The 24,998-nt window shown below is 63.5% G+C and carries 25 protein-coding genes; 14 read left to right on the top strand and 11 right to left on the bottom strand.

What is annotated here, in order from left to right:
• Positions 1-12: 12 nt before the first annotated feature.
• From ACR0JC_RS11935 to ACR0JC_RS11915, 5 genes are all read right to left on the bottom strand, one after another.
• Positions 13-525, bottom strand: coding sequence for a DUF3035 domain-containing protein (locus ACR0JC_RS11935; protein WP_170342023.1), 513 nt, complete (start codon positions 523-525; stop codon positions 13-15).
• A 50-nt stretch (positions 526-575) separates the two neighbouring features.
• On the bottom strand, positions 576-1,052 hold the full coding sequence (lspA, locus tag ACR0JC_RS11930; protein ID WP_170342020.1) for a signal peptidase II: 477 nt from the start codon (positions 1,050-1,052) through the stop codon (positions 576-578).
• Positions 1,052-2,641 (bottom strand): bifunctional phosphoribosylaminoimidazolecarboxamide formyltransferase/IMP cyclohydrolase, encoded by a 1,590-nt coding sequence (gene purH / locus ACR0JC_RS11925; protein WP_170342018.1) that lies wholly within the window; start codon positions 2,639-2,641, stop codon positions 1,052-1,054. Before purH ends, lspA begins: the two co-directional genes overlap by 1 nt.
• 21 nt (positions 2,642-2,662) lie before the next feature.
• A complete protein-coding gene (locus ACR0JC_RS11920; RefSeq protein WP_170342016.1) occupies positions 2,663-4,402 on the bottom strand; it encodes a heparinase II/III family protein in 1,740 nt (579 codons plus the stop codon).
• 88 nt (positions 4,403-4,490) lie between these two features.
• Positions 4,491-5,750 carry an RsmB/NOP family class I SAM-dependent RNA methyltransferase gene (locus tag ACR0JC_RS11915; RefSeq protein WP_170342014.1) on the bottom strand — a complete coding sequence of 420 codons (1,260 nt, stop codon included), beginning with the start codon at positions 5,748-5,750 and terminating at the stop codon, positions 4,491-4,493.
• Between the two features lie 88 nt (positions 5,751-5,838).
• Here ACR0JC_RS11915 and ACR0JC_RS11910 point away from each other — a divergent pair, with 88 nt between their 5' ends.
• The gene (locus ACR0JC_RS11910; RefSeq protein WP_040634455.1) at positions 5,839-6,021 is read left to right on the top strand and encodes a DUF1674 domain-containing protein; all 183 of its coding nucleotides are present in this window, start codon (positions 5,839-5,841) and stop codon (positions 6,019-6,021) included.
• Between the two features lie 4 nt (positions 6,022-6,025).
• Here the strand turns inward: ACR0JC_RS11910 and ACR0JC_RS11905 are convergent, their stop codons facing one another.
• Positions 6,026-6,886 carry a LysR family transcriptional regulator gene (locus ACR0JC_RS11905; RefSeq protein WP_170342013.1) on the bottom strand — a complete coding sequence of 287 codons (861 nt, stop codon included), beginning with the start codon at positions 6,884-6,886 and terminating at the stop codon, positions 6,026-6,028.
• A gap of 98 nt (positions 6,887-6,984) precedes the next feature.
• Between ACR0JC_RS11905 and tmpA the strand changes: the two genes are divergently transcribed.
• Together tmpA and tmpB are read left to right on the top strand one after the other, a co-directional pair.
• Positions 6,985-8,121 carry a 2-trimethylaminoethylphosphonate dioxygenase gene (gene tmpA, locus ACR0JC_RS11900; protein ID WP_480763949.1) on the top strand — a complete coding sequence of 379 codons (1,137 nt, stop codon included), beginning with the start codon at positions 6,985-6,987 and terminating at the stop codon, positions 8,119-8,121.
• Positions 8,118-8,708 (top strand): (R)-1-hydroxy-2-trimethylaminoethylphosphonate oxygenase, encoded by a 591-nt coding sequence (gene tmpB, locus ACR0JC_RS11895; RefSeq protein WP_170439911.1) that lies wholly within the window; start codon positions 8,118-8,120, stop codon positions 8,706-8,708. The genes tmpA and tmpB overlap by 4 nt, the downstream gene beginning before the upstream one ends.
• Here the strand turns inward: tmpB and dapB are convergent.
• Positions 8,705-9,514 (bottom strand): 4-hydroxy-tetrahydrodipicolinate reductase, encoded by an 810-nt coding sequence (gene dapB / locus ACR0JC_RS11890; protein WP_170342007.1) that lies wholly within the window; start codon positions 9,512-9,514, stop codon positions 8,705-8,707. The two genes, tmpB and dapB, sit on opposite strands and share 4 nt — an antisense overlap.
• Positions 9,515-9,606: 92 nt before the next feature.
• On the opposite strand from dapB, the gene rbfA reads away from it, so the two are divergent.
• The 6 genes from rbfA (at position 9,607) to rpsO (ending at position 13,762) form a co-directional block, all read left to right on the top strand.
• A complete protein-coding gene (rbfA, locus tag ACR0JC_RS11885) occupies positions 9,607-10,002 on the top strand; it encodes a 30S ribosome-binding factor RbfA (RefSeq protein ID WP_093964142.1) in 396 nt (131 codons plus the stop codon).
• A complete protein-coding gene (locus ACR0JC_RS11880; protein ID WP_170342004.1) occupies positions 9,999-10,742 on the top strand; it encodes a phosphodiester glycosidase family protein in 744 nt (247 codons plus the stop codon). The genes rbfA and ACR0JC_RS11880 overlap by 4 nt, the downstream gene beginning before the upstream one ends.
• Before the next feature lie 54 nt (positions 10,743-10,796).
• Positions 10,797-11,702: a tRNA pseudouridine(55) synthase TruB gene (gene truB / locus ACR0JC_RS11875; protein WP_170342001.1), complete on the top strand. Its 906-nt coding sequence runs from the start codon at positions 10,797-10,799 to the stop codon at positions 11,700-11,702.
• Between the two features lie 22 nt (positions 11,703-11,724).
• On the top strand, positions 11,725-12,234 hold the full coding sequence (locus ACR0JC_RS11870; RefSeq protein WP_170341998.1) for a DUF1643 domain-containing protein: 510 nt from the start codon (positions 11,725-11,727) through the stop codon (positions 12,232-12,234).
• 95 nt (positions 12,235-12,329) lie between these two features.
• Positions 12,330-13,349, top strand: a complete 1,020-nt coding sequence (locus ACR0JC_RS11865; RefSeq protein ID WP_170341996.1) for a calcium-binding protein — start codon at positions 12,330-12,332, stop codon at positions 13,347-13,349.
• A 143-nt stretch (positions 13,350-13,492) separates the two neighbouring features.
• Positions 13,493-13,762, top strand: coding sequence for a 30S ribosomal protein S15 (rpsO, locus tag ACR0JC_RS11860; protein ID WP_068336567.1), 270 nt, complete (start codon positions 13,493-13,495; stop codon positions 13,760-13,762).
• Between the two features lie 74 nt (positions 13,763-13,836).
• Here rpsO and ACR0JC_RS11855 read toward each other — a convergent pair whose 3' ends face one another.
• The gene (locus tag ACR0JC_RS11855) at positions 13,837-15,228 is read right to left on the bottom strand and encodes a metal-dependent hydrolase family protein (protein ID WP_254430787.1); all 1,392 of its coding nucleotides are present in this window, start codon (positions 15,226-15,228) and stop codon (positions 13,837-13,839) included.
• 48 nt (positions 15,229-15,276) lie between these two features.
• Here ACR0JC_RS11855 and ACR0JC_RS11850 point away from each other — a divergent pair, with 48 nt between their 5' ends.
• Positions 15,277-15,600, top strand: a complete 324-nt coding sequence (locus ACR0JC_RS11850) for a potassium channel family protein (protein WP_170341097.1) — start codon at positions 15,277-15,279, stop codon at positions 15,598-15,600.
• Between the two features lie 102 nt (positions 15,601-15,702).
• On the opposite strand, the gene ACR0JC_RS11845 is transcribed toward ACR0JC_RS11850, so the two are convergent.
• A complete protein-coding gene (locus ACR0JC_RS11845; protein ID WP_170341096.1) occupies positions 15,703-17,304 on the bottom strand; it encodes a BCCT family transporter in 1,602 nt (533 codons plus the stop codon).
• Positions 17,305-17,915: 611 nt separating this feature from the next.
• Between ACR0JC_RS11845 and pnp the strand changes: the two genes are divergently transcribed.
• Entirely contained in the window at positions 17,916-20,066 is a 2,151-nt protein-coding gene (pnp, locus tag ACR0JC_RS11840) for a polyribonucleotide nucleotidyltransferase (protein WP_170341993.1), read from the top strand.
• Between the two features lie 92 nt (positions 20,067-20,158).
• Complete coding sequence (locus tag ACR0JC_RS11835; RefSeq protein ID WP_254430786.1) at positions 20,159-20,890, top strand: glycosyltransferase family 25 protein; 732 nt, start codon at positions 20,159-20,161, stop codon at positions 20,888-20,890.
• Here ACR0JC_RS11835 and ACR0JC_RS11830 read toward each other — a convergent pair.
• A complete protein-coding gene (locus tag ACR0JC_RS11830; RefSeq protein WP_170341991.1) occupies positions 20,887-21,774 on the bottom strand; it encodes a LysR family transcriptional regulator in 888 nt (295 codons plus the stop codon). The two genes, ACR0JC_RS11835 and ACR0JC_RS11830, sit on opposite strands and share 4 nt — an antisense overlap.
• A 133-nt stretch (positions 21,775-21,907) precedes the next feature.
• Here ACR0JC_RS11830 and ACR0JC_RS11825 point away from each other — a divergent pair, with 133 nt between their 5' ends.
• Positions 21,908-22,603 carry a type 1 glutamine amidotransferase domain-containing protein gene (locus tag ACR0JC_RS11825; RefSeq protein WP_170341989.1) on the top strand — a complete coding sequence of 232 codons (696 nt, stop codon included), beginning with the start codon at positions 21,908-21,910 and terminating at the stop codon, positions 22,601-22,603.
• Positions 22,604-22,656: 53 nt separating this feature from the next.
• Here ACR0JC_RS11825 and ACR0JC_RS11820 read toward each other — a convergent pair whose 3' ends face one another.
• A complete protein-coding gene (locus ACR0JC_RS11820; protein ID WP_093964131.1) occupies positions 22,657-23,307 on the bottom strand; it encodes a peroxiredoxin in 651 nt (216 codons plus the stop codon).
• Positions 23,308-23,524: 217 nt separating this feature from the next.
• Here ACR0JC_RS11820 and ACR0JC_RS11815 point away from each other — a divergent pair, with 217 nt between their 5' ends.
• The gene (locus ACR0JC_RS11815) at positions 23,525-24,964 is read left to right on the top strand and encodes an aldehyde dehydrogenase family protein (RefSeq protein ID WP_170341987.1); all 1,440 of its coding nucleotides are present in this window, start codon (positions 23,525-23,527) and stop codon (positions 24,962-24,964) included.
• The last annotated feature ends 34 nt before the right edge of the window (positions 24,965-24,998 follow it).

Genomic DNA, 24,998 nt, shown 5'->3' with positions numbered 1-24,998 from the left:
GAAAGTTAAGAATTATTCATCCGGCGGCGACGAGGGTGTTTCCACGCCCTGTCTGCGCAAAGCTTCGGTCTGCACCTGGGGATCGATGGAATTGCGCTTGTAGACCTGCGAATAGCGGTCCACCTTGAACAGGCGCAACCGCGTCCAGCGGCTTTGACGCTTGCGGAAATCCGCATCTTCCTGCGCCAGAACCTGGCGGGTGTTGGGGGAAACGCCATAGCGGCTGGAAGCCGTCACCAGCGCCCCATCAGACGACGGAATACCAGTGCCGGGGTTCAGCGCCCCGGGATTGCCACCCAACGCAGCCACGGCATCGGCATTCGGGTTTGGGTCGGTCAGGTTCGCGCCACCCGGCGTCGGCGCAGGCAGGAACGCATAATCTTTGGGCTGGGTCAGTGGCTTGACCGGCATGACCGAAAACTCGTCCGGCCCGGGCCCTGGCGCTTCGAGATGGCGCAGGCCGATATCGGAACATCCTGCGACCGCAGCAAGTGTCAGAGCAATAATGGCGCGCGGCATCCGCATCTTGGTCTCCAGCCTGTTTCAGGCGCTTTTATCGCATAACATCCGGCGCGTCACGAGGGCTTTTTGCCTTCGAACAGCACCAACCCGAGGGCACCCGCGAAAATGAACACGTCGGCGAGGTTGAAGACGAACGGGTTGTTGATGCCACAGCAGGACATGTTCAGGAAATCCAGAACGTATCCATACAACACCCGGTCAACCACGTTCCCCAACGCTCCGCCGATCAGCAACCCGCCGAAAACCAGCATCCGCCGCGATGCGGCCGTGCGCCAGAGCCAGACGAAAACGCCGATGCTGATGGCCAGCGAAATAGCGATGAGAAACCAGCGCGCGGCTTCGGAATTGCCCTGAAACAGGCCGAAATTGATGCCGCGGTTCTCGCCGTACCGAAAGGTCAGCAGCGGCGGCAGTACGTCGATGCCGCCGGGCCGGTCGGCCACGCGCAACACGTGGACCACCAGGTACTTGCTGAGCTGGTCGATCACAAATGCGGCCAGCCCGGCCCAGAGCAGAACCCGGACCCGCATCAGTGACGGAAGTGCCGCATGCCGGTGAACACCATGGCCAGACCGGCTTCGTCGGCGGCGGCGATCACCTCGTCATCGCGCATCGACCCGCCCGGCTGGATCACGCAGGTCGCGCCTGCGGCGGCGGCCTCCATCAGCCCGTCGGGGAAGGGAAAGAACGCGTCCGAGGCCACGGCCGAGCCGATAGTCAGCGGTTCGGGCAGGCCCAGACTTTCAGCCATACGCTCGGCCTTCTTGGCGGCGATCAGGGCGGAATCCACCCGGCTCATCTGGCCGGCGCCGACGCCCACCGTGGCCTCGTTCTTGACGTAGACGATGGCGTTCGACTTGACGTGCTTGGCCACTTTCCAGGCAAACAGCAGATCGCGCATCTGCTCGGGCGTGGGGGCCAGCTTGGTCACGACCTTGAGGTCATCCATCTCGATATGCCCGTTGTCCTTGTCCTGCACCAGCAGCCCGCCGGCCACCTGGCGCACGGTCTTGCCGCCGGCGCGCACGTCGGGCAGCGCTTCGGTGGTCAGCAGGCGCAGGTTCTTTTTGGCGGCAAAGATCGCCTTGGCCTCGTCGGTGGCGCCGGGGGCGATCACGACCTCGGTGAAGATGCCGGTGATTTCGCGCGCGGTTTCCGCGTCCAGCGGCCGGTTCAGCGCCACAATCCCGCCAAAGGCCGAGGTCCGGTCGCAGTCGAACGCCGCCTTGTATGCCTCGAGCAACGTGGCGCCCGTTGCAACGCCGCAAGGGTTGGCATGTTTGATGATGGCGCAGGCGGCGCTGTCGCGCGGGTCGAACTCGGCCACCAGTTCAAAGGCGGCGTCGGTGTCGTTGATGTTGTTGTAGCTCAGCTCTTTGCCCTGATGCTGAACGGCTGTGGCGACCCCGGGGCGGCCCGAGCCATCGACGTAGAACGCCGCCTGCTGGTGGCTGTTCTCGCCATACCGCAGGGGCTGTTTCAGTTCGCCGGCGAACACGCGGCGCTTGGGGGTGTCGATCTGCAGCGCGTCGGCCAGCCAGCTGGACACGGCCGCGTCATAGGCTCCGGTGCGGGCATAGGCTTTCTGCGCCAGCCACTGGCGGAAGCCCAGCGACGTCTTGCCGTAGTTTTCCTCGAGCTGATCCAGCAGGGCCGAGTAATCCTCGACATCGACCACCACGTTGACGAAGGTGTGGTTCTTGGCCGCGGCGCGGATCATCGCGGGGCCGCCGATGTCGATGTTTTCGATGCATTCGTCATAGCCCGCGCCCTTGGCCACCGTTTCCTCGAACGGGTAGAGGTTGACCACCAGCAGGTCGATCGGGCCGATGCCATGCTCCTGCATCGCCGCCACATGGGCGTCATTGTCGCGCAGCGCCAGCAGGCCACCATGCACCATCGGGTGCAGCGTCTTGACCCGGCCATCCATCATCTCGGGGAAACCCGTGACCTCGCTGACATCCTTGACCGCAAGCCCCGCATCACGCAGCGCCCTGGCGGTGCCGCCGGTCGACAGCAGCTCGACCCCGCGGTCGGCCAGGGCCTTGCCCAGATCGATCAATCCGGTCTTGTCGGAAACGGAAAGCAACGCGCGGCGCACGGGGTGAAGGTCGGTCATGGGTCCAAAGATCCTTTTGGCTCAGTCGAAATCGGGCTCGTCCCGGTGCACGTCGCGCACGGCATAGGCTGTATCCTGCGCCTTGCTCAGCGTCCACCGGATGCGCGTCGCATACTCGATTGCGCGGCCGGATAGAACGATCTGTTTTGTCGCGCGGGGCTTCAGACGGCCTTTTTCCAGGTAAACGCTTGGCTCAAGAGACAATTTTCCGGCGCCGTCATGGCGAAAAACCCAGATCTCGCCGCTTTTGAGCGCCATCGACACCGCAGATCCCCCCAGATCCAGCGCGGCGTCCACATCCGGATGAAGGTGAAACCGGATGTCAAAACCGATCCCTGACAGCTTGGATGCATCAACCGCCCGGTCAAACTGGCGTTTTGCCTTGTCGGTGGCCGTCAGAAGGATGTCTTCGCCGGTTACCTCGCGCCCGTCAAAGCGCAGCTCGATCGTACGGGCATGGGTAAGTCCGAACACCTTGGCGTACCCATCATGGCCCGCCATCACGCGCGCGCCTTCGAACGAATCCTCGAACTCTACCGGCACCTCGCTCGGGCCATCCACCAGCGCTTCGTTCGCGGTTCCCTTGGTCGGGGCAGCCAACCGGGCGCTGGAGTATCCATCCAGGCAAAGGGTCGAGTGCGAAGGCGTGGCCCGCCCGGCCCGGCGCCACTCCAACCCGAAGCTTTCGCCAGAACCGCAATTGACGATCAATGGCCGACGACCCGAGGTCAGCTCGAAAGCCAGCGTCGAGGCGTGCGCCATGTACGAGGCCGCCCCTTTGGCCGGGGGTGCTGCGTCGATGATCACCGTGGTGCGGGCGGCGGCCAGACGGGCATAGCCCATGGTCAGACCTTTGACGGGTTTGGGCTTGACCCCGCTTTGGGCCAGCGCCTGTTCCAACCGGCCTTCTATACCGCGGCCACCGCCGTGAAACCGGGCCAACCCGCCGTCTGCATGACGCAGGCTGCGCAGGGTCGGGGCAATCCGTTTGATTGCTGCCGTCTGAGCGGCGGGCGTACCGCGCCCCACTTCGCTGAGCGCGGCGGATGTCCAGGCCAGTAGGGTAAAGACCTCGAGCAGTTCCTCCGGATTCCGCGTGGGAATGCCGCCTTGGGCGTCGATCTGAGCCTCGCATTCCCGCGCCAAAGCCCGAACGGCCGGGTCCGAGATGTCTTCCATTCCCTCCAGCGCCAAACCGGCCTGAACCAGGCCGGCCAGCGCCTCGAAACGGGGCAGCCCCGGTGTCGCCGCGTGCCAGCGTTTGGACAGGAACCAGGTCTGCTGTGACAGCGAGCGAAAAAACAGGCGGCTATGGGCCTCGTCCATGCCGCGCAGCAGGAACAGCGCGTGGTTGATCCAGCGGATCAGGCGGCGTCCGGTCAGGTCCGGGGCCCAGCCCGGACTCTGCCCCTTGCCGTGGGTCTCGATCCAGCCCCAGACCCAGCGTTGCGCCTTTTCTCGTGCCGCGGCATCGCCCACCGCGGCCAGATCGTCCAGCCATGCAAACCCGTGCCGCTCGTCGTCGAACGCGGCGTTGGGGGCCACGACCTCCCACAAGCCCGTGTCCGGGGCTTCGACCAAGTAACCCGCAAACAAGAGATTTCCCGCCACCAGTTGCCGCCCGCGCGCAAATGAACCGACGGTGCGCGGCTCGGGCTGACCGACAAATCCACCGACGGGTTTGCGGCGCTGGCTGAGACGCGCATACAGACGGTTCTGAAACCGCACCCATCGGTTGGCCATGGTGTCCGAATTCGACATGACGTGTGTTGCTCTGCCCCTGCCGCTCTGCTGGCGTTTGAACCAACGATAGCCGGGCCGGTTCGTCAAGTCATCGAAAAGCGACCGGTCAGGCCGATTTGTTCAAGCAGGCGATGTAGAACCCATCCATGCCGCCCAGATCGGGCCAATAATCGGGACGCAGGCGCAGCCCGCCTTCCTCGGTCAGCCAGTCGGGCTGAACGCCGGGCACCAGCAGCGCGGCCCGGTCCACCTGCATGTCGGGATGTTGCGGCAGAGCCTCTTCGATCTGCACTTCGCCTTCGTCGGGCAGCAGTGAGCAGGTGCAATAGACCAGTCGCCCGCCGGGTTTCAGCAGGGTCCAGGCATGGGCCAGCATCCGGGCCTGCAACGCGATCAGCCCGCCGAACTCGGAGCCGTCCTTGGCAAAGGGCAGATCCGGGTGACGCCGGATGGTGCCGGTCGCCGAACAGGGCGCGTCCAGCAGGATCGCGTCGTACTGGCCCTGGTGGTCCAGCGCGTCACCGGCGACCACCCGGGCCGACAGACCGGTCCGTTCAAGGTTTTCCCGCACCCGCGCCAGCCGGGCCTCGGAAACGTCCAGCGCGGTGACCTCGGCGCCCGCCGCCGCCAGTTGCAGCGTCTTGCCGCCGGGCGCGGCGCACATGTCCAGAACCTGCTCGCCCGGACGGGGCGCCAGAATCCGCGCTGGCAGGGCGGCGGCGGCATCCTGCACCCACCAGTCTCCGTTGGCATAGCCCGGCAGGGCCGAGACCTGACCCGCATCGGCAACCCGCACCGAGCCGGTCGGCAGTTCGGTGCCCATGGGGATCGCTGCGCCGGGTTTTGGCGTCAGGTCCAGCGGTGCGCCGGAGAAATGGGCCTGCTCCATGCCCTTGACCGCCTCCGTGCCCCAGGCCGCGATCAGCGGTTCGCGCAGCCAGTCCGGCAGGCGCGGCACCCGCATCTTCGGCCAGGCCTCGGGACCTTCGGCGGCGATCTTGCGTAGAACCGCGTTGACCAGCCCCTTGAGCCGCCCGTGCTTGCGCGAGCGGCCGACGATCTCGACCATCGCGTTCACGACGCCATGCGCAGCCTCACCCTGGCACAGTTCGACCGTTCCCAGACGCAGCGCGTTCTGGACGGTCAGCGCCGGTGTGCGCCGCAGATGTCCCTCCAGCAGGCGGTCTGCGCGCTCAAGCCCGCGCAGGGTCTCCAGTGCCAGCCGCTGCGCCCGCGCGCGGTCTTCGGGGGCAAGGCGGTCCAACGCTCCGGCCGCCAAGCATTCGGACAGCAAACGGCCCTCGCCCAGGATCTGATCCAGCAGATGGATGGCGCTGCGCCGCGCCGCTGTCGGGGTGTTGGACATGAAACCGCCTTTGCAAGGTTTTCGCCCGCATTGCCATCAGCGGACGAGGGCGTATATCAAGGACATGCACGGAAAGGAACCCGATGTCATGAGCGACGACCGCACAGACCTGCCACCCGCCGCCCGGCGCGCCCTGGCCGAGGCCGAAGAGCGCCGGCGCAAGGCCGAAGCCGAGGCCAAACCCCTGCCCAAGGAACTTGGCGGGCGCGACGGCCCCGATCCCGCGCGCTATGGCGATTGGGAGAAGAAGGGCATCGCGATCGATTTCTGACCGCTCAGACTGCCGCGCGCAGGGCCTGCAGGAAATCGCCGATCAGGGCCTGCTGCTTTTTCGACTGCGCCCGGTCCCGCGGCCATGTCAGCCAGTATCCGTCGCGGGTTTCCAGGTCGAAACGCCCCAGCCGGATCAGGCGGCCCGAGGCCAGATCCACCGAGGCCAGGGCGACCGACCCCAGAACGACCCCCAGCCCCTGCCGCGCCGCGCTCAGGGCATGTTCCATCGAGTCAAAGCTCAGACCGGCGCGTGGCAGGTCTGTATCGCCTGTCTTCTGCATCCAGTCCTGCCAGCCGGGCCGTTCGCCGCGCAGGTCGATCACCGGCGCGCCCCAGTCGACGCCCGGTGCCGCCATCGGGGTCAGAATCTCGGGCGCGATCAGGTCGGCGGCGCGCCCCGGCCAGTTGCCGCGCCCATAGCGGATCTGAAGCCAGGTCCGCTCGTCCTCCAGCGAGGACCGCCGGGCCACCGAATCCGTGGTGACCTGCACCTCGGGCCGCAGGGCGCGAAAGCCCCCCAGGCTGGGCAACACCAGCGCCTGGATATGCGAGGACAGCCCGGCCACCCGCAGCGCGCGCGGGGCGGTGCCGAACAGATCCTCGGTGTTGCGTTCCAACGCGCGCAGGCTGTCCTGCACCAGCGGCAGATAGCTTTCGCCCTCGACCGTCAGCGACACGCCGCGCGCCTCGCGCACGAACAGGGACCGGCCCAGCCAGGATTCCAGATTGGCGATGCGCTGGCTGACCGCCGCCTGAGTCAGGCCGAACTCGCGCGCCGCGGCCGAAAATCCGCCCAGCCGCCCGGCCGCCTCGAACACGCGCAGCCAGTCCAGCGGGGGCAGGCCGACCTTTTTCTTGCTCATTAGATTTTCCAACCCTCAGATGGAACAAGCCTTAATTGTCGTAATGCCATATCCCGCGTATCTCCTCAATCAAAGCCCGCGCTGAACAGGAGAGCCCCATGCTGCGCCACGCCATCCATGACCCGGCGGTCGTTTCGGTTGAGTTCGAAGACGGCACCCGCGCCCGTTTCCACGCCATCTGGCTGCGCGACAATGCGCTGGACCCGCAGACGCGCGACCCCGGCAACGGCCAGCGTCTGATCACGATCGGCGACATTCCGGCGGGGATCGCGATCCAGGCGGCCGAGGTGGCGGGCGGCGACCTGCAGGTGACCTTCGCCCCCGAAGACAAGACCGTCACCTTTCCCGCAAACTGGTTGGCCGCGCATGTCTATGACCGGGACCAGACCCGCCAGATGGGCTGGCTGTCGCCCGGCATCACCACCTGGGACGGCGGGTTCTCGGCCCCGGCCGGCAACTGGACGCATGTGCACGAAAACCCCACCGCCAAGCGCGACTGGCTGGCGGCGGTCGCCGAATACGGCTTTGCCAAGCTGACCGGCGGCCCGACCGAGCCCGGTTCGCTGCTGAAGGTCGCCGACCTGTTCGGCTATGTGCGCGAGACCAACTATGGCCCCTATTTCGAGGTGCGGACCGAGGTGAACCCGACCAACCTGGCCTATACCGGCCTTGGCCTGCAGGCGCATACCGACAACCCCTATCGCGATCCGGTGCCCACGCTGCAGATCCTCTATTGCCTGGAAAACAGCGCCGAGGGCGGGGAGTCGATCGTGGTCGACGGCTTTCGCGCGGCCCAGCGCCTGCGCGAAGAAAACCCCGAAGGCTTTGCCCTGCTGGCCGGCTATCCCGCGCGGTTCGAATACCGCGGTTCGGACGGGGTATGCCTGCGCGCGCGCCGTCCGATGATCGAGCTGTCGCCAGATGGCGAATTGATCGGCATCCGCTTCAATAACCGGTCCTCGGCCCCGTTCGTGGATGTGCCCTTCGACCGGATGGAGGCCTATTACGCCGCCTACCGCCGTTTGGGCGAGATCATCGACGACCCGGCCATGGGCGTGGCGTTCAAGCTGGAACCGGGCGAGAGCTTCATCGTCGACAACACCCGCGTCCTGCATGCGCGTCTGGGATATTCGGGTGCCGGGTCGCGCTGGCTGCAGGGATGCTATGCCGACAAGGACGGGCTGCTGTCGACCCTAGCCGCGATGCGGATGGCGCAACCGGAGGCGGCGGAATGAAACCCGATTTCCAGACCCTGACCCGCGACAACATCGTGGCCTTCATCGCCGATATCTTCGACCGGCGCGGAGGCGAGGAATACCTGGGCGAGCCGGTCACCATGGCCCAGCACATGCTGCAGGGCGCCACCATCGCCGAGCAGAACGGCATGCCCGAAGAGATCATCGTGGGCGCCCTGCTGCACGATATCGGGCATTTCACCTCGGAATTCGGCACCTACCACCCCGACGACACCGAGGATCGCCACCACGAGGACGCCGGCGCCGAGGTGCTGGAGCGGTTCTTTCCGTCGGTCATCACCGACTGCTGCCGCTATCACGTCGCGGCCAAGCGGTACCTGTGTGCAACCAGGCCCGAGTATTTCAACCGTCTGTCGGCGGCCTCGGTCCATACGCTGGAATTGCAGGGCGGCCCGATGAGCGCCGAGGAAGTCACTGCATTCGAGGCCAACCCGAACCTGAAGGAAATCATCCAGGTCCGGTATCTGGACGAGGCCGGCAAACGGCCCGACATGGACACCCCCGGCTTCGACCATTTCGCGCCGATGGTTCAGCGCATGGTCGACCGGCATCTGGGCGAGGGTTAAAGCCCCAGCACATCCACCATGTCATATTGGCCGGGGGCCTTGCCCTGCCCCCAAAGCGCCGCCTTCAGCGCGCCTCGGGCAAAGATCGCCCGGTCGGTCGCCACGTGGCGCAGCACGATCCGTTCGCCCGCCGCGGCGAACAGCACGTCGTGTTCGCCGACGATGTCGCCACCGCGGATGGCGTGAAAGCCGATATGGCCCCGCTGCCGGGCGCCGGTGATCCCGTCGCGGCCCCGGTCGGCGACATCGGCAAGGTCTACGCCCCGCCCCTCGGCCGCGGCCTCGCCCAGCATCAGAGCCGTCCCCGAAGGCGCATCGACCTTGTGATGGTGATGGACTTCGATCACCTCGATGTCGAAATCCTCGTCCAGCGCGGCGGCGACCTTTTTGGTCAGCTGCACCAGCAGGTTCACGCCCAAGCTCATGTTGCCCGCCCGCACGATCACCGCATGGCGCGCGGCAGGTTCCAGCGCAGCGATCTGTTCATCGCTCATGCCGGTTGTGCCGATCACATGCACGCAGCGCGCCTGCGCCGCCAGTGCGGCGAACTCCAGCGTCGCCTCGGGCGCGGTGAAGTCGATCACCGCCTGGGCTTGCGCAAAGGCCTCGAGCGGATCGTCGGTGACGGTCACGCCCAGCGGCTGGGCGCCCATCGCGGTGCCAACGTCCTGACCGATCCAGTCATGGCCAGCGCGCTCGACCGCGCCGACCAGCCGCGCCTGATCGCTGTCGGTGATGGTTTTGATCAGCATCTGCCCCATCCGGCCCGAAGCCCCGGTCACGACGATTCCCGGAATATGCGTCATTGCGCTGGTCCTTCTTCTGAAATTCGGCTCAAAGCCTCCTACCCGGTTCGGGGCCGCTTGGCAAAGCCCCGCTTTGCGCTTAGATCGGGGACATGGCTAAGAACAAATTCCACGACGGCCCCGGCCCCTCGCAACGGCAACTTCGCGTCGGCGAACTGATCCGCCGCACCCTGTCCGAGGTGCTGGCGCGCGGCGACGTGCACGACCCCGACCTGAACCGCCTGTCGATCACCGTGGGCGAAGTGCGCACCTCGCCCGATCTCAAGATCGCCACCGCCTATGTGTTGCCGTTGGGCGGCAAGGGGCAGGACACCGTGATCGAGCTGCTGGCCCGCAACAAAGGCGAGCTGCGCCGCATGGTCGGCAAGAAGGTCGGCCTGAAATTCGCCCCCGACCTACGCTTCCGGCTGGACGAAACGTTCGACCGCATGGACGACACGCGCCGGATGTTCGAACAGGACGCCGTGCGCCGGGATCTGGACGAGTGATCCGCAGGGCGGCCGCTCTGCTCGCGCTGCTCTGGGCCGGACAGGCCGGTGCGGTGACCTGCGAGCGCGTGGCCCACGAAGACCGGCGCTATACCGTGTGCGAGGTCGACGCCACCACCGAGGACCTGCGCCTGTTCCTGTATGACGACGCGGGCCAAGTACTGGGCCATTTCTCGTCGGTGAACGAGGAACTGGCCGATGCGGGCCAACGCCTGAGCTTTGCGATGAATGCCGGCATGTATCACGAGGACCGCTCGCCCGTGGGCCACTATGTCGAAGACGGGCAGGAACTCATGCGCGTGATTCCCAACCCCGGCCCCGGCAATTTCGGCCTGCTGCCCAACGGGGTGTTCTGCATCCGCGAAGGCCGCGCCGACGTGTTCGAGACGCTGGGCTATTTGGACCGCAAACCCGAGTGCCGCTTTGCCACCCAATCCGGCCCGATGCTGGTGATCGACGGAGAATTGCATCCGCGGTTTCTCGAGGATTCGACCTCGCGCTATATCCGCAACGGGGTGGGCACCAGCGCCGATGGCAGCCGCGCGGTGTTCGTGATCTCCGAGGATTACGTCACCTTCCATGAATTCGGCCGCCTGTTCCGCGACGTGCTGAACACGCCCAACGCGCTGTTTTTCGATGGCAACATCTCGCGCATGTATGATCGGGCGGCGAACCGGTCGGACGTGGGATTTTCGCTGGGGCCGATCGTCGGCGTGGTCGAGGACATCCCGACAAATTGACAGCGCCGGACCGATCCGCTAGGTCGCGCGCCTCAGCAGAATTCTAGGTGCATCATGGGACGCAAACGCAAGGGTCGTGACATTTCCGGTTGGCTGGTGGTCGACAAGCCCGCGGGCATGACCTCGACCGCCGTGGTCAACAAGGTCCGCTGGGCGCTGGATGCCAGGAAGGCGGGCCATGCCGGCACGCTCGACCCCGAAGCCACCGGCGTTCTGGCCGTCGCTTTGGGCGAGGCCACCAAGACCGTTCCCTACATCACCGATGCGCTCAAGGCCTATACCTTTACCGTGCGGCTGGGTCAGGCCACCAATACCGACGATGCCGAGGGCGAAGTGATCGCGGAAAGCGACCTGCGCCCCACCGATGACGAGATCAAGCAGGCCCTGCTGCCCTTCGTGGGCGAGATCATGCAGGTGCCGCCCAAGTTCTCGGCGGTCAAGATCGACGGTCAGCGCGCCTACAAGCTGGCCCGCGACGGCGAGGATGTCGAACTGGCCGCCCGGCCCCTGTGGGTCGAGGAACTGGTGCTGGTCGACCGGCCCGACCCCGACCATGTCGTTCTGGAAATGACCTGCGGCAAGGGTGGCTATGTCCGCTCGATCGCCCGCGACCTGGGTGCGGCGCTGGGCTGCCATGGCCACGTCAAGGAGCTGCGCCGGATCTGGTCCGGCCCGTTCGAGGCGGAGGACGGCCTGAGCATCGAACAGATCGACGAGATGGCGAAATCCACGGCGCTGGATGACTACCTGCGCCCGCTGGAAGAAGGGCTGGCCGACCTGCCCGAGTTGAAATGCACCCCCGAAGGCGCCACCCGCCTGCGCAACGGCAACCCCGGCATGGTTCTGGCCAGCGACGTGGAATACGGCGACGAGGCCTGGGCCTCGGTCGACGGCAAGGCCGTGGCGGTGGGGGTCTACAAATCCGGTGAACTGCACCCCAGCCGGGTGTTCGCCGGCTAGGTCCCGTGCTAAGCGAAGGCGCATGATCACCCGGTCCCACACCAAGGGCGACGCGCCCTCGACAGCCGTCTATTCCGACTGCGAACGCTATCGCTACAGCCTGACCCGCATCTGGGATCCGGCCGGGCGCCGGGCGCTGTTCGTGATGCTGAATCCTTCGACCGCGACCGAGGTGCAGAATGACCCGACCGTCGAGCGTTGCGAGCGGCGCGCGCGGGCTTTGGGGTTCGGGGCGTTCCAGGTGACCAACATCTTTGCCTGGCGCGACACCGACCCGCGCAAGATGCGCGCGGCGGCCGATCCGGTAGGGCCCGAGAACGACGCCGCCATCCTGGCCGGCGTGGACTGGGCCGATCAGGTTATCGCCGCCTGGGGCACCCATGGCGCGCATCTGGATCGCGGCCCGGCGGTCGAGCGCCTGCTGCGCGGCACCGGCCAGCCGCTGTTCCACCTGGGGCTCAGCAAGGCAGGCCACCCCAAGCATCCGCTCTACATCGCGTATACCCAGCAACCCGAACCGTGGAACCGGTGACAAAGGGTTAACCACAGACTCAGGTTGGCTTTGACCAACCCTTTGGCAGCATGGGATATTTCACACTCGGGGCGGCACGCTTTCGGAGGGTTCCCATGTTTCTGCTCGGATTGTTCGGCCTGGCCGCAATGGGCGGCGCAGCATACGCGATCAGCGACGTATTCTCGGGGGATGAGGACGAGGACAACGACGATGTCATCGAAGAAGATGCCGTCGAAGACATTCCCGAAGGAAATCTGCTTGAGATTGACGATTCTTTCGAAGACCCGGCCGAGGCCGAGGATGCGTCCACCGGAACCATACTGTCGGATGTGGACGGAAACCTGGTTATCGCCGGCGGACCGGGCGTGGACAATCTGAGCGGGGCCGAAGGCAACGATCAGATCAACGGCTATGACGGCGGTGACATTATCGATGGTGGCGCCGGAGATGATACGTTGTTCGGCGCTGACGGGGATGACTCACTCGACGGAAACACTGGCGATGATATTCTGCACGGTGGCAACGGTCACGATGACCTCTCGGGGAATGCCGGTGACGACATCTTGTACGGTCATGCCGGCGACGACCAGTTGGTTGGTGGCGAAGGCGATGACGATCTGTACGGCGGTCAGGGCAACGATGACCTTGCCGGGGGTGAGGGCGAAGACGCGCTGCAAGGCGGCGACGGCGAAGACATGCTCGCCGGCGGCGCAGGGGCAGACACGCTGTTCGGCGGTGATGGCAACGACACGCTGACCGGCCGGGACGATGGCGACACGCCCGCCAGCGATTTTCTGAACGGCGGCGCGGGGGACGACACGATCCTGACAGGTGCCGGAGATGTCGTCACCGGCGGTCAGGGAGCGGACCAGATCGCCATCGATGGAACGGGCACCGGGAAGGAAGTCAGCATCGTGGATTTCACCCCCGGAGAAGACAAGCTGCTGATCGAATGGAACGGCCCTGACGCGCCCGAAATCGGGATCGAACAAGACGCGGACAACGCCGATCTGACGCGCGTTCTGGTCAACGGGCGTGAGGTGGCCTATCTGTTCGGCGCCCAAGGTCTTGGGCCCGAGGATATTCAACTGACTCCGGGTCTGGACCCGACCCTGACCAGCCCCATGGGCTGAGATACGCAGAATCCCTTTGCCATTTATTCCGATTGCGCCTATACGCGCCCATCCGCATCGGAATCGGTGCGGTTTTCTCCATGGGCCTGTGCTGGACGACATCCCGGCCTGCGCCATCAACTCTAACCTTAAAGGAGACCCCGATGTCGATCACTGCCGCTGAAAAAGCACGCGTTATGAAAGAGTTCGCAACCAAGGACGGCGACACCGGTTCGCCTGAAGTCCAAGTTGCCATCCTGACATCGCGCATCAACACCCTGACCGAGCACTTCAAGACCCACAAGAAAGACAACCACGGCCGTCGTGGTCTGCTGAAGATGGTTGCTCAGCGCCGCAAGCTGCTGGACTATCTGAAGGGCAAAGAAGAGGCCCGTTACCAGGACCTGATCAAAAAGCTGGGCATCCGCCGCTAAGCGCGGACTACACCGCTTTCAAGTTCGAGACGCCCGCCATTTGGCGGGCGTTTTTTTTCAGAGGCGCGCGGCGCTCAGTCCAGCGTGTTCTTGTAGACCACACCGTCTTTCATGATCAGGTCGAAGTACTCGCCCGGATTCCCAACCAACTCAAGGTTTTCAAGCGGATTACCGTCGACGAGGATCAGGTCGGCATAGGCACCCTCTTTGATGACCCCCAGCGGGCCGTCTTGATACGGGTGCCGGGGGCCGCTCAGTTCCAGCAACCGGGCGTTTTCAGAAGTGGCGATTTTCAACACTTCATACGGGGTGAACCATTCGCCCAATCGCACCAGATAAAGGCTTTGTTGATACGCCTTGGAGGCGTCCAGAAGCTGGTCGGTCCCAAAGGCCAGGTTCACCCCCACCTCTTTGGCCATCGGGTACAGGTTCGCAACGGCATCTGTGACCTGCTTGTATTTTGCCGCGCTGATCGGGCTGTCCCAGACCATGTCCTCTTCTTTCATGGTCTGGGGGCTTAGCCATGCCCCTTTTTCTTTCATGAGCTCGAGCGTTTCACGAGACGCGAAGAAACCATGCTCGATGCTCATGACGCCGGCTTCGACTGAGGTGCGAATCCCGCGGTCCGTCATTACATGGGCCAGTACGTAAGTATTGAAGTTCGCAGCTTCTTCGACGACCGCTTCGATCTCATCAACAGAGTATTCGCTCACATCCAGCGGATCATACTGTGAGGATACGCCACCGCCCGTGGTTATTTTGACTTGGGAGGCACCGTACTTGAGAATCTCGCGGGTCCTTCTGCGAACCTCGGGGACCCCATCGGCCACCATCGCCATCATGTTCTTTTCCCAATAACTCAACTCGGAAGTCGAGTTTCTTGGGTTTTCCAACAAACTGTGGAAATCGGCATGACCCGATGTTTGGCTCATGAACGGCCCCGAAGGCAGAATGCGGTGCCCGGGGTATTCGCCGGAATCGATCAGTCTCTTGATTGCAAATGGATTGCCGCCGGGATCGCGCACTGTTGTGAAGCCGCGCATCAGGGTTTCCTTTGCCCCTGTCATCGAACGAATGGCCACTTCCGACATATCGCCTTGATTGAAGATCAAGACGGTTGCTGGGGTATACGCATATGTCGTGTGCCAGTGCACATCGATCAGACCCGGGATCAGGGTGCGCCCACCGCCATCGATCACCGTTGCACCTTCGGCCGAGATCGGGTCTGTCGACACAGCTGCAATCAGGTTGCCCTCGATCAGAACATTCGCGTTCTCGATGCGCCCGTCGTTGACGCCATCAAATACATGCACATTGGTGATCAGGGTCTGAGCCGGGTCTTGCTGCGCGGAAACCGAGGTGGCGGCAAGCAGCGCCACTAGAAGATGAATTCGCATAAAGTATCTCCTGTCAAACACCGTCATCTTAGCAAATAATCCGATTTGTAAATGCGGAATTTCACTCAAAAACATGCATCCTGAACGTATCCTCGAAACAGCCGAAAGGCGTACAGAATGATAGCTCTGATCCTCAATGCCTACCGTCTGCTCAAGGCGATCGTCCGATCGTGGGATGATCCGCATTTTCGGGGCGGTTTGCTGCTATGTATTCTTATTCTTCTGTCCGGGACGCTGTTCTACAGCAGCGTCGAGGGCTGGCATTGGGTGGACGCGCTTTATTTCAGCGCGACCACTCTGTCGACGGTCGGGTTCGGCGATCTGTCCCCGGCGACCAAGATCGGCAAGGTCTTCACCGTGATCTACATTTTCGTTGGGGTCGGCGTGTTCATCGCAATGTTCATTCAATTTGCGAAGGCTTTGTTGCGAGATCCTGAATAGAGACTTCCGACCCGGGTCAAACCTTTGGAACTATGACTGGGTCCGGTTTAACCGAAAAAACGCCCGCCATTTGGCGGGCGTTCATTGGTCGATGAAGTCGGTTCAGATCTTGGCGCGTTCGGACTTCAGCGCCAGCCACAGGCAGTAGCACATGATCAGCACCACAAGCGTGAACGGGATGCCGGTTGACACCGCCGCCCCTTGCAGTGCGGCAAGCCCGCCACCCAGCAGCAGCGCAATCGCGACCAGACCTTCCAGCGTGCACCAGAACACACGCTGCACCACAGGGGCGTCCATCTTGCCGCCTGCTGTGATCGTGTCGATCACCAGCGACCCCGAGTCGGACGAGGTGACAAAGAAGACCACGATCAAAATCAGCGCGATCGGGGCCACGATGCCGTAGAGCGGAAGCTCTTTCAGGAAGCCGAACAGCGCGCCTTCGGGGGCATAGCTGTCGATCACCGTGGCCTTGACGCCCTCGGCGCCGCCGACGTTCAGCATATCGATGGCCGCGCCACCAAAGGTGGACATCCACAGCGCGCAGACCGCTGTCGGCGCCAGCAGCGCACAAATCACGAATTCACGCACCGTGCGCCCCTTGGAGATGCGGGCAATGAACATGCCCACGAAAGGCGACCACGCGATCCACCAGGCCCAGTAGAAGGTTGTCCAACCGTGGAAGAAGCTGGTGTCTTCCCGCCCGAACGGGTTCGACAAAGCCGGCAGCAGCCTGACGTAATCGGTCATCACGCTGAAATAGCGCGAGATCGCCGTGCCGATCCCGGTCACTGCGATCACGAACAGGAACAGGCCCACGGCCATGATCATGTTGATCTCGCTGAGCCGCTTCACGCCCGCGTCCATGCCCATCAGCACCGAGCCCAGCGCGATCATCGTGATACCTATGATCAGCAGGACGACGACGGTGGGGCTGGGTTCGATGCCGAACACCTCGTAGAGACCGGCGGCAACCTGTTGCGCGCCCAGCCCCAGCGATGTGGTCAGGCCGAACAGGGTGGCAAACACCGCCAGCGTGTCGATCGCATGGCCCCACCAGCCCCAGACACGTTCACCCAGCAACGGGTAGAAGGCCGAGCGCAGGGTCAGCGGCAGACCGAGATTGTAGCTGAAGATCGCAAGGCTCAGGCCCACGGCGGCGTAGACCGCCCAGCCCTCCAGCCCCCAGTGGTGGATGGTACCGACAACACCAATGTATTCATTGCCCGGCACCGCGATGTCGATGCCCAAAGGACGGGCGCCGCCATCCTCGGCGAAATTGTAGTAGACCGGCTCTAACACGCCGAAAAACAGCAAACCGATGCCGATCCCGGCCGCGAACATCATCGCAATCCAGCCGGCGTAGGAGTAATCGGGCTTGGCGTCTTTGCCGCCGATGCGCACCTTGCCCACCGGCAGAACGATCAGGGCCAGGCAGAACAGCGTGATTGCATCCACCGACAGGACGAGGAACCAGTCGAAGGTGCTGGTCAGCCACGGCCGCAGCCAACCGAAGAACGTTGCTGCGGCCTCTTGATTGGCCAGAGCGATCAGCACGAAGGCGAAGATCAGGATGCTTGAGATGAGAAAAACCGGGTTGTGAATATCCAACCCGAATGGGCGAACATTGTCCTGCCCCAGCTCGTATTCCGTTTCGAAATCATAGATCCGCGGATCCGGATCCAGCATTTTCTTGGTCTGAGACATGTGGCCGTCCCTTTCGTTCGCGCGAATTGCAAACGCCAAGGTATTCGGCCGTCGGACGACAGTGAGTAGTCTTACCCCCTTGGCGCCTTTTCGTCGTCTGGACCGCGGGTTCCGTGGTAAGAGGCTACACTGCAATCACTTTTTCACAAAATGCATTCGCCTACGGGAATATGTCTGCGCATGGCCAGCGATGGCCTGACCGAGGTCGAGAGGACGGGGTCGCATTAGTTTCGCGGCTTTCCTACCACCGTCGCAGCCCGGAGTTTCTCTCCAGCCTCTGCCGCGCCGATTTCCGATCTGCATATCCTCGATGACGAGCGATGGTCCTGTTTGCGAGCGGGTGCACGCCAGATGCTATGCGGGCTTACGCATCGGAACGTTCGCGGTGTCGGCTGACGCAAAGGCGAACCACGGCAGATGCAGGACCGTGTGCCTTCTGCGGCCTTATCCCTTTCAATCCGACGCAATCTCATGTATGCGCGCGGTATCTGAGACGTTGTGCCCTGACCCCGGCACTCGAATGGAAGATAAATTGGGGTCGGCGGCAATGGGGCCGCCACGCAAAACGGGAGACCCGCAGGGGCGGGAGTGCTCCCATCTAGGATATGCATATGTTTGATGTAACGAAGAAATCGATGCAGTGGGGCGAGGAAACGCTCACACTGGAAACCGGCAAGGTTGCCCGTCAGGCTGACGGCAGCGTGATTGCCACGCTGGGCGAAACCAGCGTCATGGCCAACGTGACCTTTGCCCGGGAGCAGAAGCCCGGTCAGGACTTTTTCCCGCTGACCGTGCACTATCAGGAAAAATACTATGCCGCCGGCAAGGTGCCGGGTGGCTTCTTCAAGCGCGAGGCCCGTCCGACCGAGAAAGAGACGCTGACCGCGCGCCTGATCGACCGTCCGATCCGTCCGCTGTTCGTTGACGGGTTCAAGAACGAAGTTCTGGTGATGTGCACCGTGCTGAGCCATGACCTGGTCAACGACCCCGACATCGTGGCGATGATCGCCGCCTCGGCGGCCCTGACCATCTCGGGCGCGCCCTTCCGCGGACCGATCGCCGGTGCCCGCGTTGGTTTCGTGGATGGCGAGTACGTCCTGAACCCGACCGTTGACGACATGCAGGACCTGCGCCTGAACCCTGAACAGCGTCTGGATCTGGTTGTTGCCGGCACCAAAGACGCCGTGATGATGGTGGAGTCGGAAGCCTACGAGCTGACCGAAGCCGAGATGCTGGGCGCCGTGACCTTCGCGCACGAACAGATCCAGCCGGTGATCGACCTGATCATCTCGCTGGCCGAAGACGCCGCGAAAGAGCCCTTTGCCTTCGAAGCCCCCGACTACTCGGAGCTGTACGCTGCCGTGAAAGCTGCCGGTGAAGAGCAGATGCGTGCCGCATTCGCAATCACCGACAAGCAAGAGCGCACCGCAGCTGTCGCCGCCGCGCGCGAGGCCATCAAGGCCGCTCTGACCGAAGAGCAGCTTGAGGACTCGAACCTGGGTTCGGCGATGAAAAAGCTCGAAGCCAGCATCCTGCGCGGCGACGTGGTGAAGGGCGGCAAGCGGATCGACGGTCGTTCGACCACCGACGTGCGCCCGATCGTGGCCGAAACCGGCCTGCTGCCGCGAACCCATGGTTCGGCCCTGTTCACCCGTGGTGAAACCCAGGCGCTGGCCGTGACCACGCTGGGCACCGGCGACGACGAGCAGTTCATCGACGCGCTGCACGGCAACTTCAAATCGAACTTCCTGCTGCACTACAACTTCCCGCCCTACTCGGTCGGCGAAGTGGGCCGCGTCGGTTCGCCCGGTCGCCGCGAAATCGGCCACGGCAAACTGGCATGGCGCGCCCTGCAGGCGGTTCTGCCGGCTCCGACCGATTTCCCCTACACCATCCGCGTGGTGTCCGAGATCACCGAGTCGAACGGCTCGTCCTCGATGGCATCGGTCTGCGGCGGTTCGCTGTCGATGATGGATGCGGGCGTTCCGCTCAAAGCTCCGGTGGCCGGCGTGGCCATGGGTCTGATCCTGGAAGACGACGGCGACTATGCCGTTCTGACCGACATCCTGGGTGACGAAGACCACCTGGGCGACATGGACTTCAAGGTTGCGGGTACCGAAAACGGCATCACTTCGCTGCAGATGGACATCAAGGTCGCCGGCATCACGCCCGAGATCATGGAAAAAGCCCTGGCTCAGGCCAAGGACGGCCGTCTGCACATTCTGAACGAGATGAGCAAGGCGCTGAGCGAGACCGCCGAGTTCTCGATCCACGCACCGCGCATCGAGACCATGCAGATCCCGACCGACAAGATCCGCGAAGTGATCGGCTCGGGCGGCAAGGTGATCCGCGAGATCGTGGAAACCAGCGGCGCCAAGGTCGACATCAACGATGACGGCATCATCAAGATCGCATCGCCCGATGGTGAGTCGATCAAGAAAGCCTACGAGATGATCCACTCGATCGTGGCTGAGCCGGAAGAAGGTCAGATCTATACCGGCAAGGTCGTGAAGATCGTCGATTTCGGCGCCTTCGTGAACTTCTTCGGCAAGCGCGACGGTCTGGTCCACGTGTCCCAGATCGAAAACCGCCGCCTGAACCACCCTTCGGACGTTCTGAAGGAAGGCCAGGAAGTGAAGGTCAAACTTCTGGGCTTCGACGATCGCGGCAAGGTCCGCCTGTCGATGAAATGCGTCGATCAGGAAACCGGCGAAGAGATCGTGCCCGAGAAGAAGGAAAAGAAAGAGGAAGGCGCGGAATAATCCGCCCTGCCCCTTGCTTGATCCAAGACCCCGGTTCCGGCCGGGGTCTTTTTTGTTTTACCGAGGCCTTTCCCGGGCCGCAGCCCTGTTCTATGCACGACACCATGCGATCCTTCATCATCCATATGTCCTCCAGCACCGCGCGCCGCCCCAATGCCGAGCAGCTCTGCGCCGACCTGCCCAGTGCCGAGCTGATCGAAGCGGTCAATGGGCGCGATCCGGCGCAGATTGCCGGGGTCACGCTGCATCCGGGCAACCTGCACCGCCCGCACTATCCCTTCGCGCTGCGCCCGGCCGAGATCGGCGTCTTCGAAAGCCACCGTCGGATCTGGCGCAAGATGGTCGACGAGGGGATCGACCTGGCTATCACCGCCGAAGATGATCTGCGCATCGATCCCGACCGGATGAACGCTGCACTGGATCTATTGCGCCCGATCGCGACCCCTGATCACTACATCCGCATCCCGGTCAAGCAGCGCGAAACCGCAGCCCAGACCCTAGCTGAGCGCGACGGCCTTCGTCTGATCCTGCCCAAGGTCATAGGGTTGCAATGCGTCTGTCAGGTGGTGGGACGGAAGGCGGCGGAACGTCTGCTGGCGGCCACCGACCGCATTGACCGCCCGGTGGACACGTTCCTGCAGATGCACTGGATCACGGGCCAGCCCGTCCACGCGCTGTTGGGCAGCGGCAACCAGGAAGTGGCCGGTGAAATCGGCGGCTCGACGATCCAGACGAAACCGCCGTTGACCGATAAGCTGACCCGCGAGTTCAAGCGCGCCGCCTATCGCGCGCAACTGCACCTGCATCCGCAGCGCCCCGCCTAGTCGGGCACCGCATCGCCCAGTTCCTCGACCAAGAAATCCATCGCCCGGCGCACCCGCAGCGGCAGATGACGCCGTTCAGGATAGACGACCCAACTCGCGCGGCTTGGATCTTCGTACCCCTGCAGTATCGGCTCCAGCTCAGGGGGGCGCTTCGCGCCCAGAAAAATCTCGGGCGCGTACATGACCCCCAGACCTTGCCGCGCGGCAGAAAGAACGGCGTGCGGGTTGTTGGCCTGCCACCGGCCATGCACCCGAACCTCGATCGGGTCGCCCGAGCCGGGGTCGCGGAATACCCACCGGTCATTGTTGGTGATCAGGCACTGATGATGCCGCAGGTCGGCCGGATGGGTCGGCCTTCCGTGCCGGTCGAGATAGCCGCGCGCGGCCACGCAGACCATCCGTCGGGTGGCCAACCGCCGCGCGATCAGCCCGCTTTCGGTCAGCGTGCCATAGCGGATGGCAAAGTCGAAGCCTTCCTCTGTCAGGTTCAGAAGGCGCGAATTGAAGTCGATGGTGACCGAGAGCTTTGGGTGCAGGCTTGCGAACCGCGCCAAAGCGGGCGCCACGAACTGTTCAGCAAACGGCCCGGCGGCCGAAACGCGAATGCGCCCTGCGATCTGGGCCCGATCCCCTGCCGCCGACTGGTTCGCTTCTTCCAGACCCGCCACAAGCCCGGCCACACGCGCGTGATAGTCGCGTCCGGCGTCGGTCAGGCGCACCACGCGGGTCGAACGCGCCAAAAGCTTGACGCCCAAACGATCCTCAAGCCGGGCGACCTGACGCGAGACATGACTGGCCGAAACCCCAAGCCGCCGGGCCGCGGCGGTGAAGCCCCCCGTCTCAACCACCATCAGGAATTCTTCCAGCCCGTCCCACAGCGCCATCTCGCAGCCTCATTATTTCATGTCAGCAACAATGCTTTGCCAAATCCGGCACTAATCAACAAGCGGCAACAGCCATATATCCCGATCACACAAGACACGGGCCGGGTGAACCGGCCGAACGAGGAGAAAACACATGGCTTCGACTGCAAAGAAAATTCTGGTCGTCCTGACATCGCATGACCAGCTGGGCGACACCGGAGAAAAGACCGGATTCTGGCTCGAGGAGCTGGCCGCTCCGTATTATGTGTTCAAGGATGCCGGGGCCGAATTGACGCTGGCCTCGCCCAAAGGTGGCCAGCCGCCGCTGGACCCCAAAAGCAGCGCACCCGACAGCCAGACCGACGACACCCGCCGGTTCGAGGCCGACCCCGAAGCGATGGCGGCATTGGCCAACACGGTCAAACTGTCCGAGGTGAACGCCCAGGACTATGACGCGATCTTCTATCCCGGTGGGCACGGGCCGCTGTGGGACCTTGTGTCGGATAAGAAATCGATTGATCTGATCGAGACGTTCTGGTCAGCAGGGAAACCGGTCAGCGCTGTGTGTCACGCCCCGATCGTTCTGGCGAACGCCAAGGCCGCGGACGGGTCGCCGCTGGTCAAGGGTCGTACCGTCACCGGCTTCACGAATGAAGAAGAAGACGCCGTCGGCCTGACCGAAATCGTGCCCTTGCTGGTCGAGGATACGATGAAGGACCGGGGTGCGCAGTTCAGCAAGGTGGACCCGTTCCAACCTCACGCCGTGCAGGACGGCAAACTGATTACCGGGCAGAACCCGGCTTCGTCCGCTGCGGTTGCAAGGAAAGTGCTTGAGGCGCTTGAGGCCTGAGGACGTTCAATGCGGTACGGGGCGGGACATGATGTGCCCCGCCCCTTTCGATGTCAGCTCGGCGCCTTGGTCTTGCGCAGATAGGGGAAGATCGTCTCGAACTCGCCGAACTTCTCCTTGGCTTCGTCATTTGAAACCGACGGCGGGATGATTACGTCTTCGCCCGGCACCCAGTTGGCCGGGGTAGCCACGCCCTTGGCGCTCATCTGCAGGCCGTCGAGCGCCCGCAGAATCTCGGCGAAATTCCGGCCCACGGTCATCGGATAGGTCATCGACAGTTTCAGCTGCTTGTCCGGCCCGATGATGAAGACCGAGCGCACCGTGGCGCTGTCCGCCGGGGTTCGGCCGTCGGGCAGATATGCCTCGGCGGGCAGCATGTCGAAGGCCTTGGACACTGCCAGTCCGTCATCGGCGATGATCGGAAAGCCGGGGTTGGCCTTGCCATAGGCCTCGATGTCTTTCTTCCACTTCTTGTGGTCCTCGACCCCATCGACCGAAACGCCGATCACCTTGGTGTTGCGCTTGGCCCATTCGTCGTTCAACTGCGCCACGGCCGAAAACTCGGTGGTGCAGACCGGAGTGAAATCCTTGGGGTGCGAGAACAGGATCGCCCAGCTGTCGCCGATCCAGTCGTGGAACTGGATGGTGCCCTGGTCCGTTTCAGCGGTGAAATTGGGGACGGTATCGTTGATGCGCAAACCCATGATGCATCTCCTTTCCTATGAAAACCCGAGTCGGTTGATGCAAACCTAATCACTTTGCCCTCAGGTTAAACCATTGATGTGGCACAGGGGCAAAAAACGTACGATCAATAATTTGATCAAATTTCCAGAATTGCCTTGCCCCAAGGGGGCCGCAGTGACAGAGTGCCCGGGAAAACCGACCGCGCGGTCGAATGAATGCGGATCAAGAGGACACGCCATGATCGAGAAACGCGACTTTTACATCAACGGCCAGTGGGTCGCCCCCAGCCAAGCCAATGATTTCCATGTGATCGACCCCTCGACCGAGGAGCCTTGCACGGTGATTTCGCTGGGCGGGCAGGCCGATACCGACGCGGCCGTGGCGGCGGCCAAGGCGGCGCTGCCGGGCTGGATGGCCACCCCGGTCGAAGAGCGCATCGCGCTGGTGGAAAAGCTGATCGAGATCTACCCAACCCGCGCCGAAGACCTCGCGCAGGCGATGTCGATGGAGATGGGCGCGCCGATCGACATGTCGCGCACCCAACAGGTGGGCGCCGGGATCTGGCATCTGAAGAATTTCATTCGCGCTGCAAAGAATTTCCAGTTCGAACGCCCCCTGGGCGACCATGCCCCCAATGACCGGATCATCTACGAGGCGGTCGGCGTCGCCGCTCTGATCACCCCGTGGAACTGGCCGATGAACCAAATCACGCTCAAGGTGGGCGCGGCGGCGATCGCGGGTTGCACGATGGTTCTGAAACCGTCCGAGCAAAGCCCGCTGAACGCGATGATCTTTGCCGAGATGATGCACGAGGCGGGCTTCCCGCCGGGTGTCTTCAACCTGGTGAACGGCGACGGCGTGGGCGTGGGTTCGCAACTGTCGGGGCATCCGGACGTCGACATGGTCAGCTTCACCGGCTCGACCCGTGCGGGCACGGCGATTTCCAAGAACGCCGCCGACACGCTCAAGAAGGTGCATCTGGAACTGGGCGGCAAGGGCGCCAACGTGATCTTTGCCGATGCCGATGACAAGGCGGTCAAGCGCGGCGTGCTGCACATGATGAACAACACCGGCCAGAGCTGCAACGCGCCCAGCCGGATGCTGGTGCAGCGCCCGATCTATGATCAAGCCGTGGAAACCGCGGCCGAGGTCGCCAATAAGGTCACCGTGGGCCCGGCGATGCAGGAAGGCCGCCATATCGGCCCCGTCGTGAACGAGCTGCAATGGACCAAGATCCAGGCCCTGATCACGAAAGGCATCGACGAGGGTGCGCGCCTGGTCGCCGGCGGTCCCGGTCGCCCCGAAGGGTTCAACAAAGGCTATTTCGTGCGCCCCACCGTGTTTGCCGACGCCAACAACCAGATGACCATCGCGCGCGAGGAGATCTTTGGCCCGGTCCTGACCATGATCCCCTTCGATACCGAGGAAGAGGCCATCGAGATCGCCAATGACACGCCCTATGGCCTGACCAACTATGTCCAGACGCAGGACGGCGCCCGCGCCAACCGCATGGCGCGCAAACTGCGCTCGGGCATGGTCGAGATGAACGGCCAGTCGCGCGCTGCCGGTTCGCCCTTTGGCGGCATGAAACAGTCCGGCAACGGGCGCGAAGGCGGTGTCTGGGGGCTGGAGGACTTTTTGGAGGTCAAAGCCGTCAGCGGCTGGACCCCGGAATAACCCCGGCACAGGAAAGGTCAAAATGCGGGGCAAG

The sequence above is a fragment of the Ruegeria sp. CH5 genome (assembly GCF_056537025.1).
The sequence above is the reverse complement of the archived record's forward strand: the minus strand, read 5'-3'. Positions and strand labels throughout refer to the sequence as shown.

What these genes read in the sequence shown, in the direction of transcription:
- ACR0JC_RS11935 (WP_170342023.1), bottom strand. Translation starts at nt 525, where the DNA reads ATGCGGATGCCGCGCGCCATTATTGCTCTGACACTTGCTGCGGTCGCA.
- lspA (WP_170342020.1), bottom strand. Translation starts at nt 1,052, where the DNA reads ATGCGGGTCCGGGTTCTGCTCTGGGCCGGGCTGGCCGCATTTGTGATC.
- purH (WP_170342018.1), bottom strand. Translation starts at nt 2,641, where the DNA reads ATGACCGACCTTCACCCCGTGCGCCGCGCGTTGCTTTCCGTTTCCGAC.
- ACR0JC_RS11920 (WP_170342016.1), bottom strand. Translation starts at nt 4,402, where the DNA reads ATGTCGAATTCGGACACCATGGCCAACCGATGGGTGCGGTTTCAGAAC.
- ACR0JC_RS11915 (WP_170342014.1), bottom strand. Translation starts at nt 5,750, where the DNA reads ATGTCCAACACCCCGACAGCGGCGCGGCGCAGCGCCATCCATCTGCTG.
- ACR0JC_RS11910 (WP_040634455.1), top strand. Translation starts at nt 5,839, where the DNA reads ATGAGCGACGACCGCACAGACCTGCCACCCGCCGCCCGGCGCGCCCTG.
- ACR0JC_RS11905 (WP_170342013.1), bottom strand. Translation starts at nt 6,886, where the DNA reads ATGAGCAAGAAAAAGGTCGGCCTGCCCCCGCTGGACTGGCTGCGCGTG.
- tmpA (WP_480763949.1), top strand. Translation starts at nt 6,985, where the DNA reads ATGCTGCGCCACGCCATCCATGACCCGGCGGTCGTTTCGGTTGAGTTC.
- tmpB (WP_170439911.1), top strand. Translation starts at nt 8,118, where the DNA reads ATGAAACCCGATTTCCAGACCCTGACCCGCGACAACATCGTGGCCTTC.
- dapB (WP_170342007.1), bottom strand. Translation starts at nt 9,514, where the DNA reads ATGACGCATATTCCGGGAATCGTCGTGACCGGGGCTTCGGGCCGGATG.
- rbfA (WP_093964142.1), top strand. Translation starts at nt 9,607, where the DNA reads ATGGCTAAGAACAAATTCCACGACGGCCCCGGCCCCTCGCAACGGCAA.
- truB (WP_170342001.1), top strand. Translation starts at nt 10,797, where the DNA reads ATGGGACGCAAACGCAAGGGTCGTGACATTTCCGGTTGGCTGGTGGTC.
- ACR0JC_RS11870 (WP_170341998.1), top strand. Translation starts at nt 11,725, where the DNA reads ATGATCACCCGGTCCCACACCAAGGGCGACGCGCCCTCGACAGCCGTC.
- ACR0JC_RS11865 (WP_170341996.1), top strand. Translation starts at nt 12,330, where the DNA reads ATGTTTCTGCTCGGATTGTTCGGCCTGGCCGCAATGGGCGGCGCAGCA.
- rpsO (WP_068336567.1), top strand. Translation starts at nt 13,493, where the DNA reads ATGTCGATCACTGCCGCTGAAAAAGCACGCGTTATGAAAGAGTTCGCA.
- ACR0JC_RS11850 (WP_170341097.1), top strand. Translation starts at nt 15,277, where the DNA reads ATGATAGCTCTGATCCTCAATGCCTACCGTCTGCTCAAGGCGATCGTC.
- ACR0JC_RS11845 (WP_170341096.1), bottom strand. Translation starts at nt 17,304, where the DNA reads ATGTCTCAGACCAAGAAAATGCTGGATCCGGATCCGCGGATCTATGAT.
- pnp (WP_170341993.1), top strand. Translation starts at nt 17,916, where the DNA reads ATGTTTGATGTAACGAAGAAATCGATGCAGTGGGGCGAGGAAACGCTC.
- ACR0JC_RS11835 (WP_254430786.1), top strand. Translation starts at nt 20,159, where the DNA reads ATGCACGACACCATGCGATCCTTCATCATCCATATGTCCTCCAGCACC.
- ACR0JC_RS11830 (WP_170341991.1), bottom strand. Translation starts at nt 21,774, where the DNA reads ATGGCGCTGTGGGACGGGCTGGAAGAATTCCTGATGGTGGTTGAGACG.
- ACR0JC_RS11825 (WP_170341989.1), top strand. Translation starts at nt 21,908, where the DNA reads ATGGCTTCGACTGCAAAGAAAATTCTGGTCGTCCTGACATCGCATGAC.
- ACR0JC_RS11820 (WP_093964131.1), bottom strand. Translation starts at nt 23,307, where the DNA reads ATGGGTTTGCGCATCAACGATACCGTCCCCAATTTCACCGCTGAAACG.
- ACR0JC_RS11815 (WP_170341987.1), top strand. Translation starts at nt 23,525, where the DNA reads ATGATCGAGAAACGCGACTTTTACATCAACGGCCAGTGGGTCGCCCCC.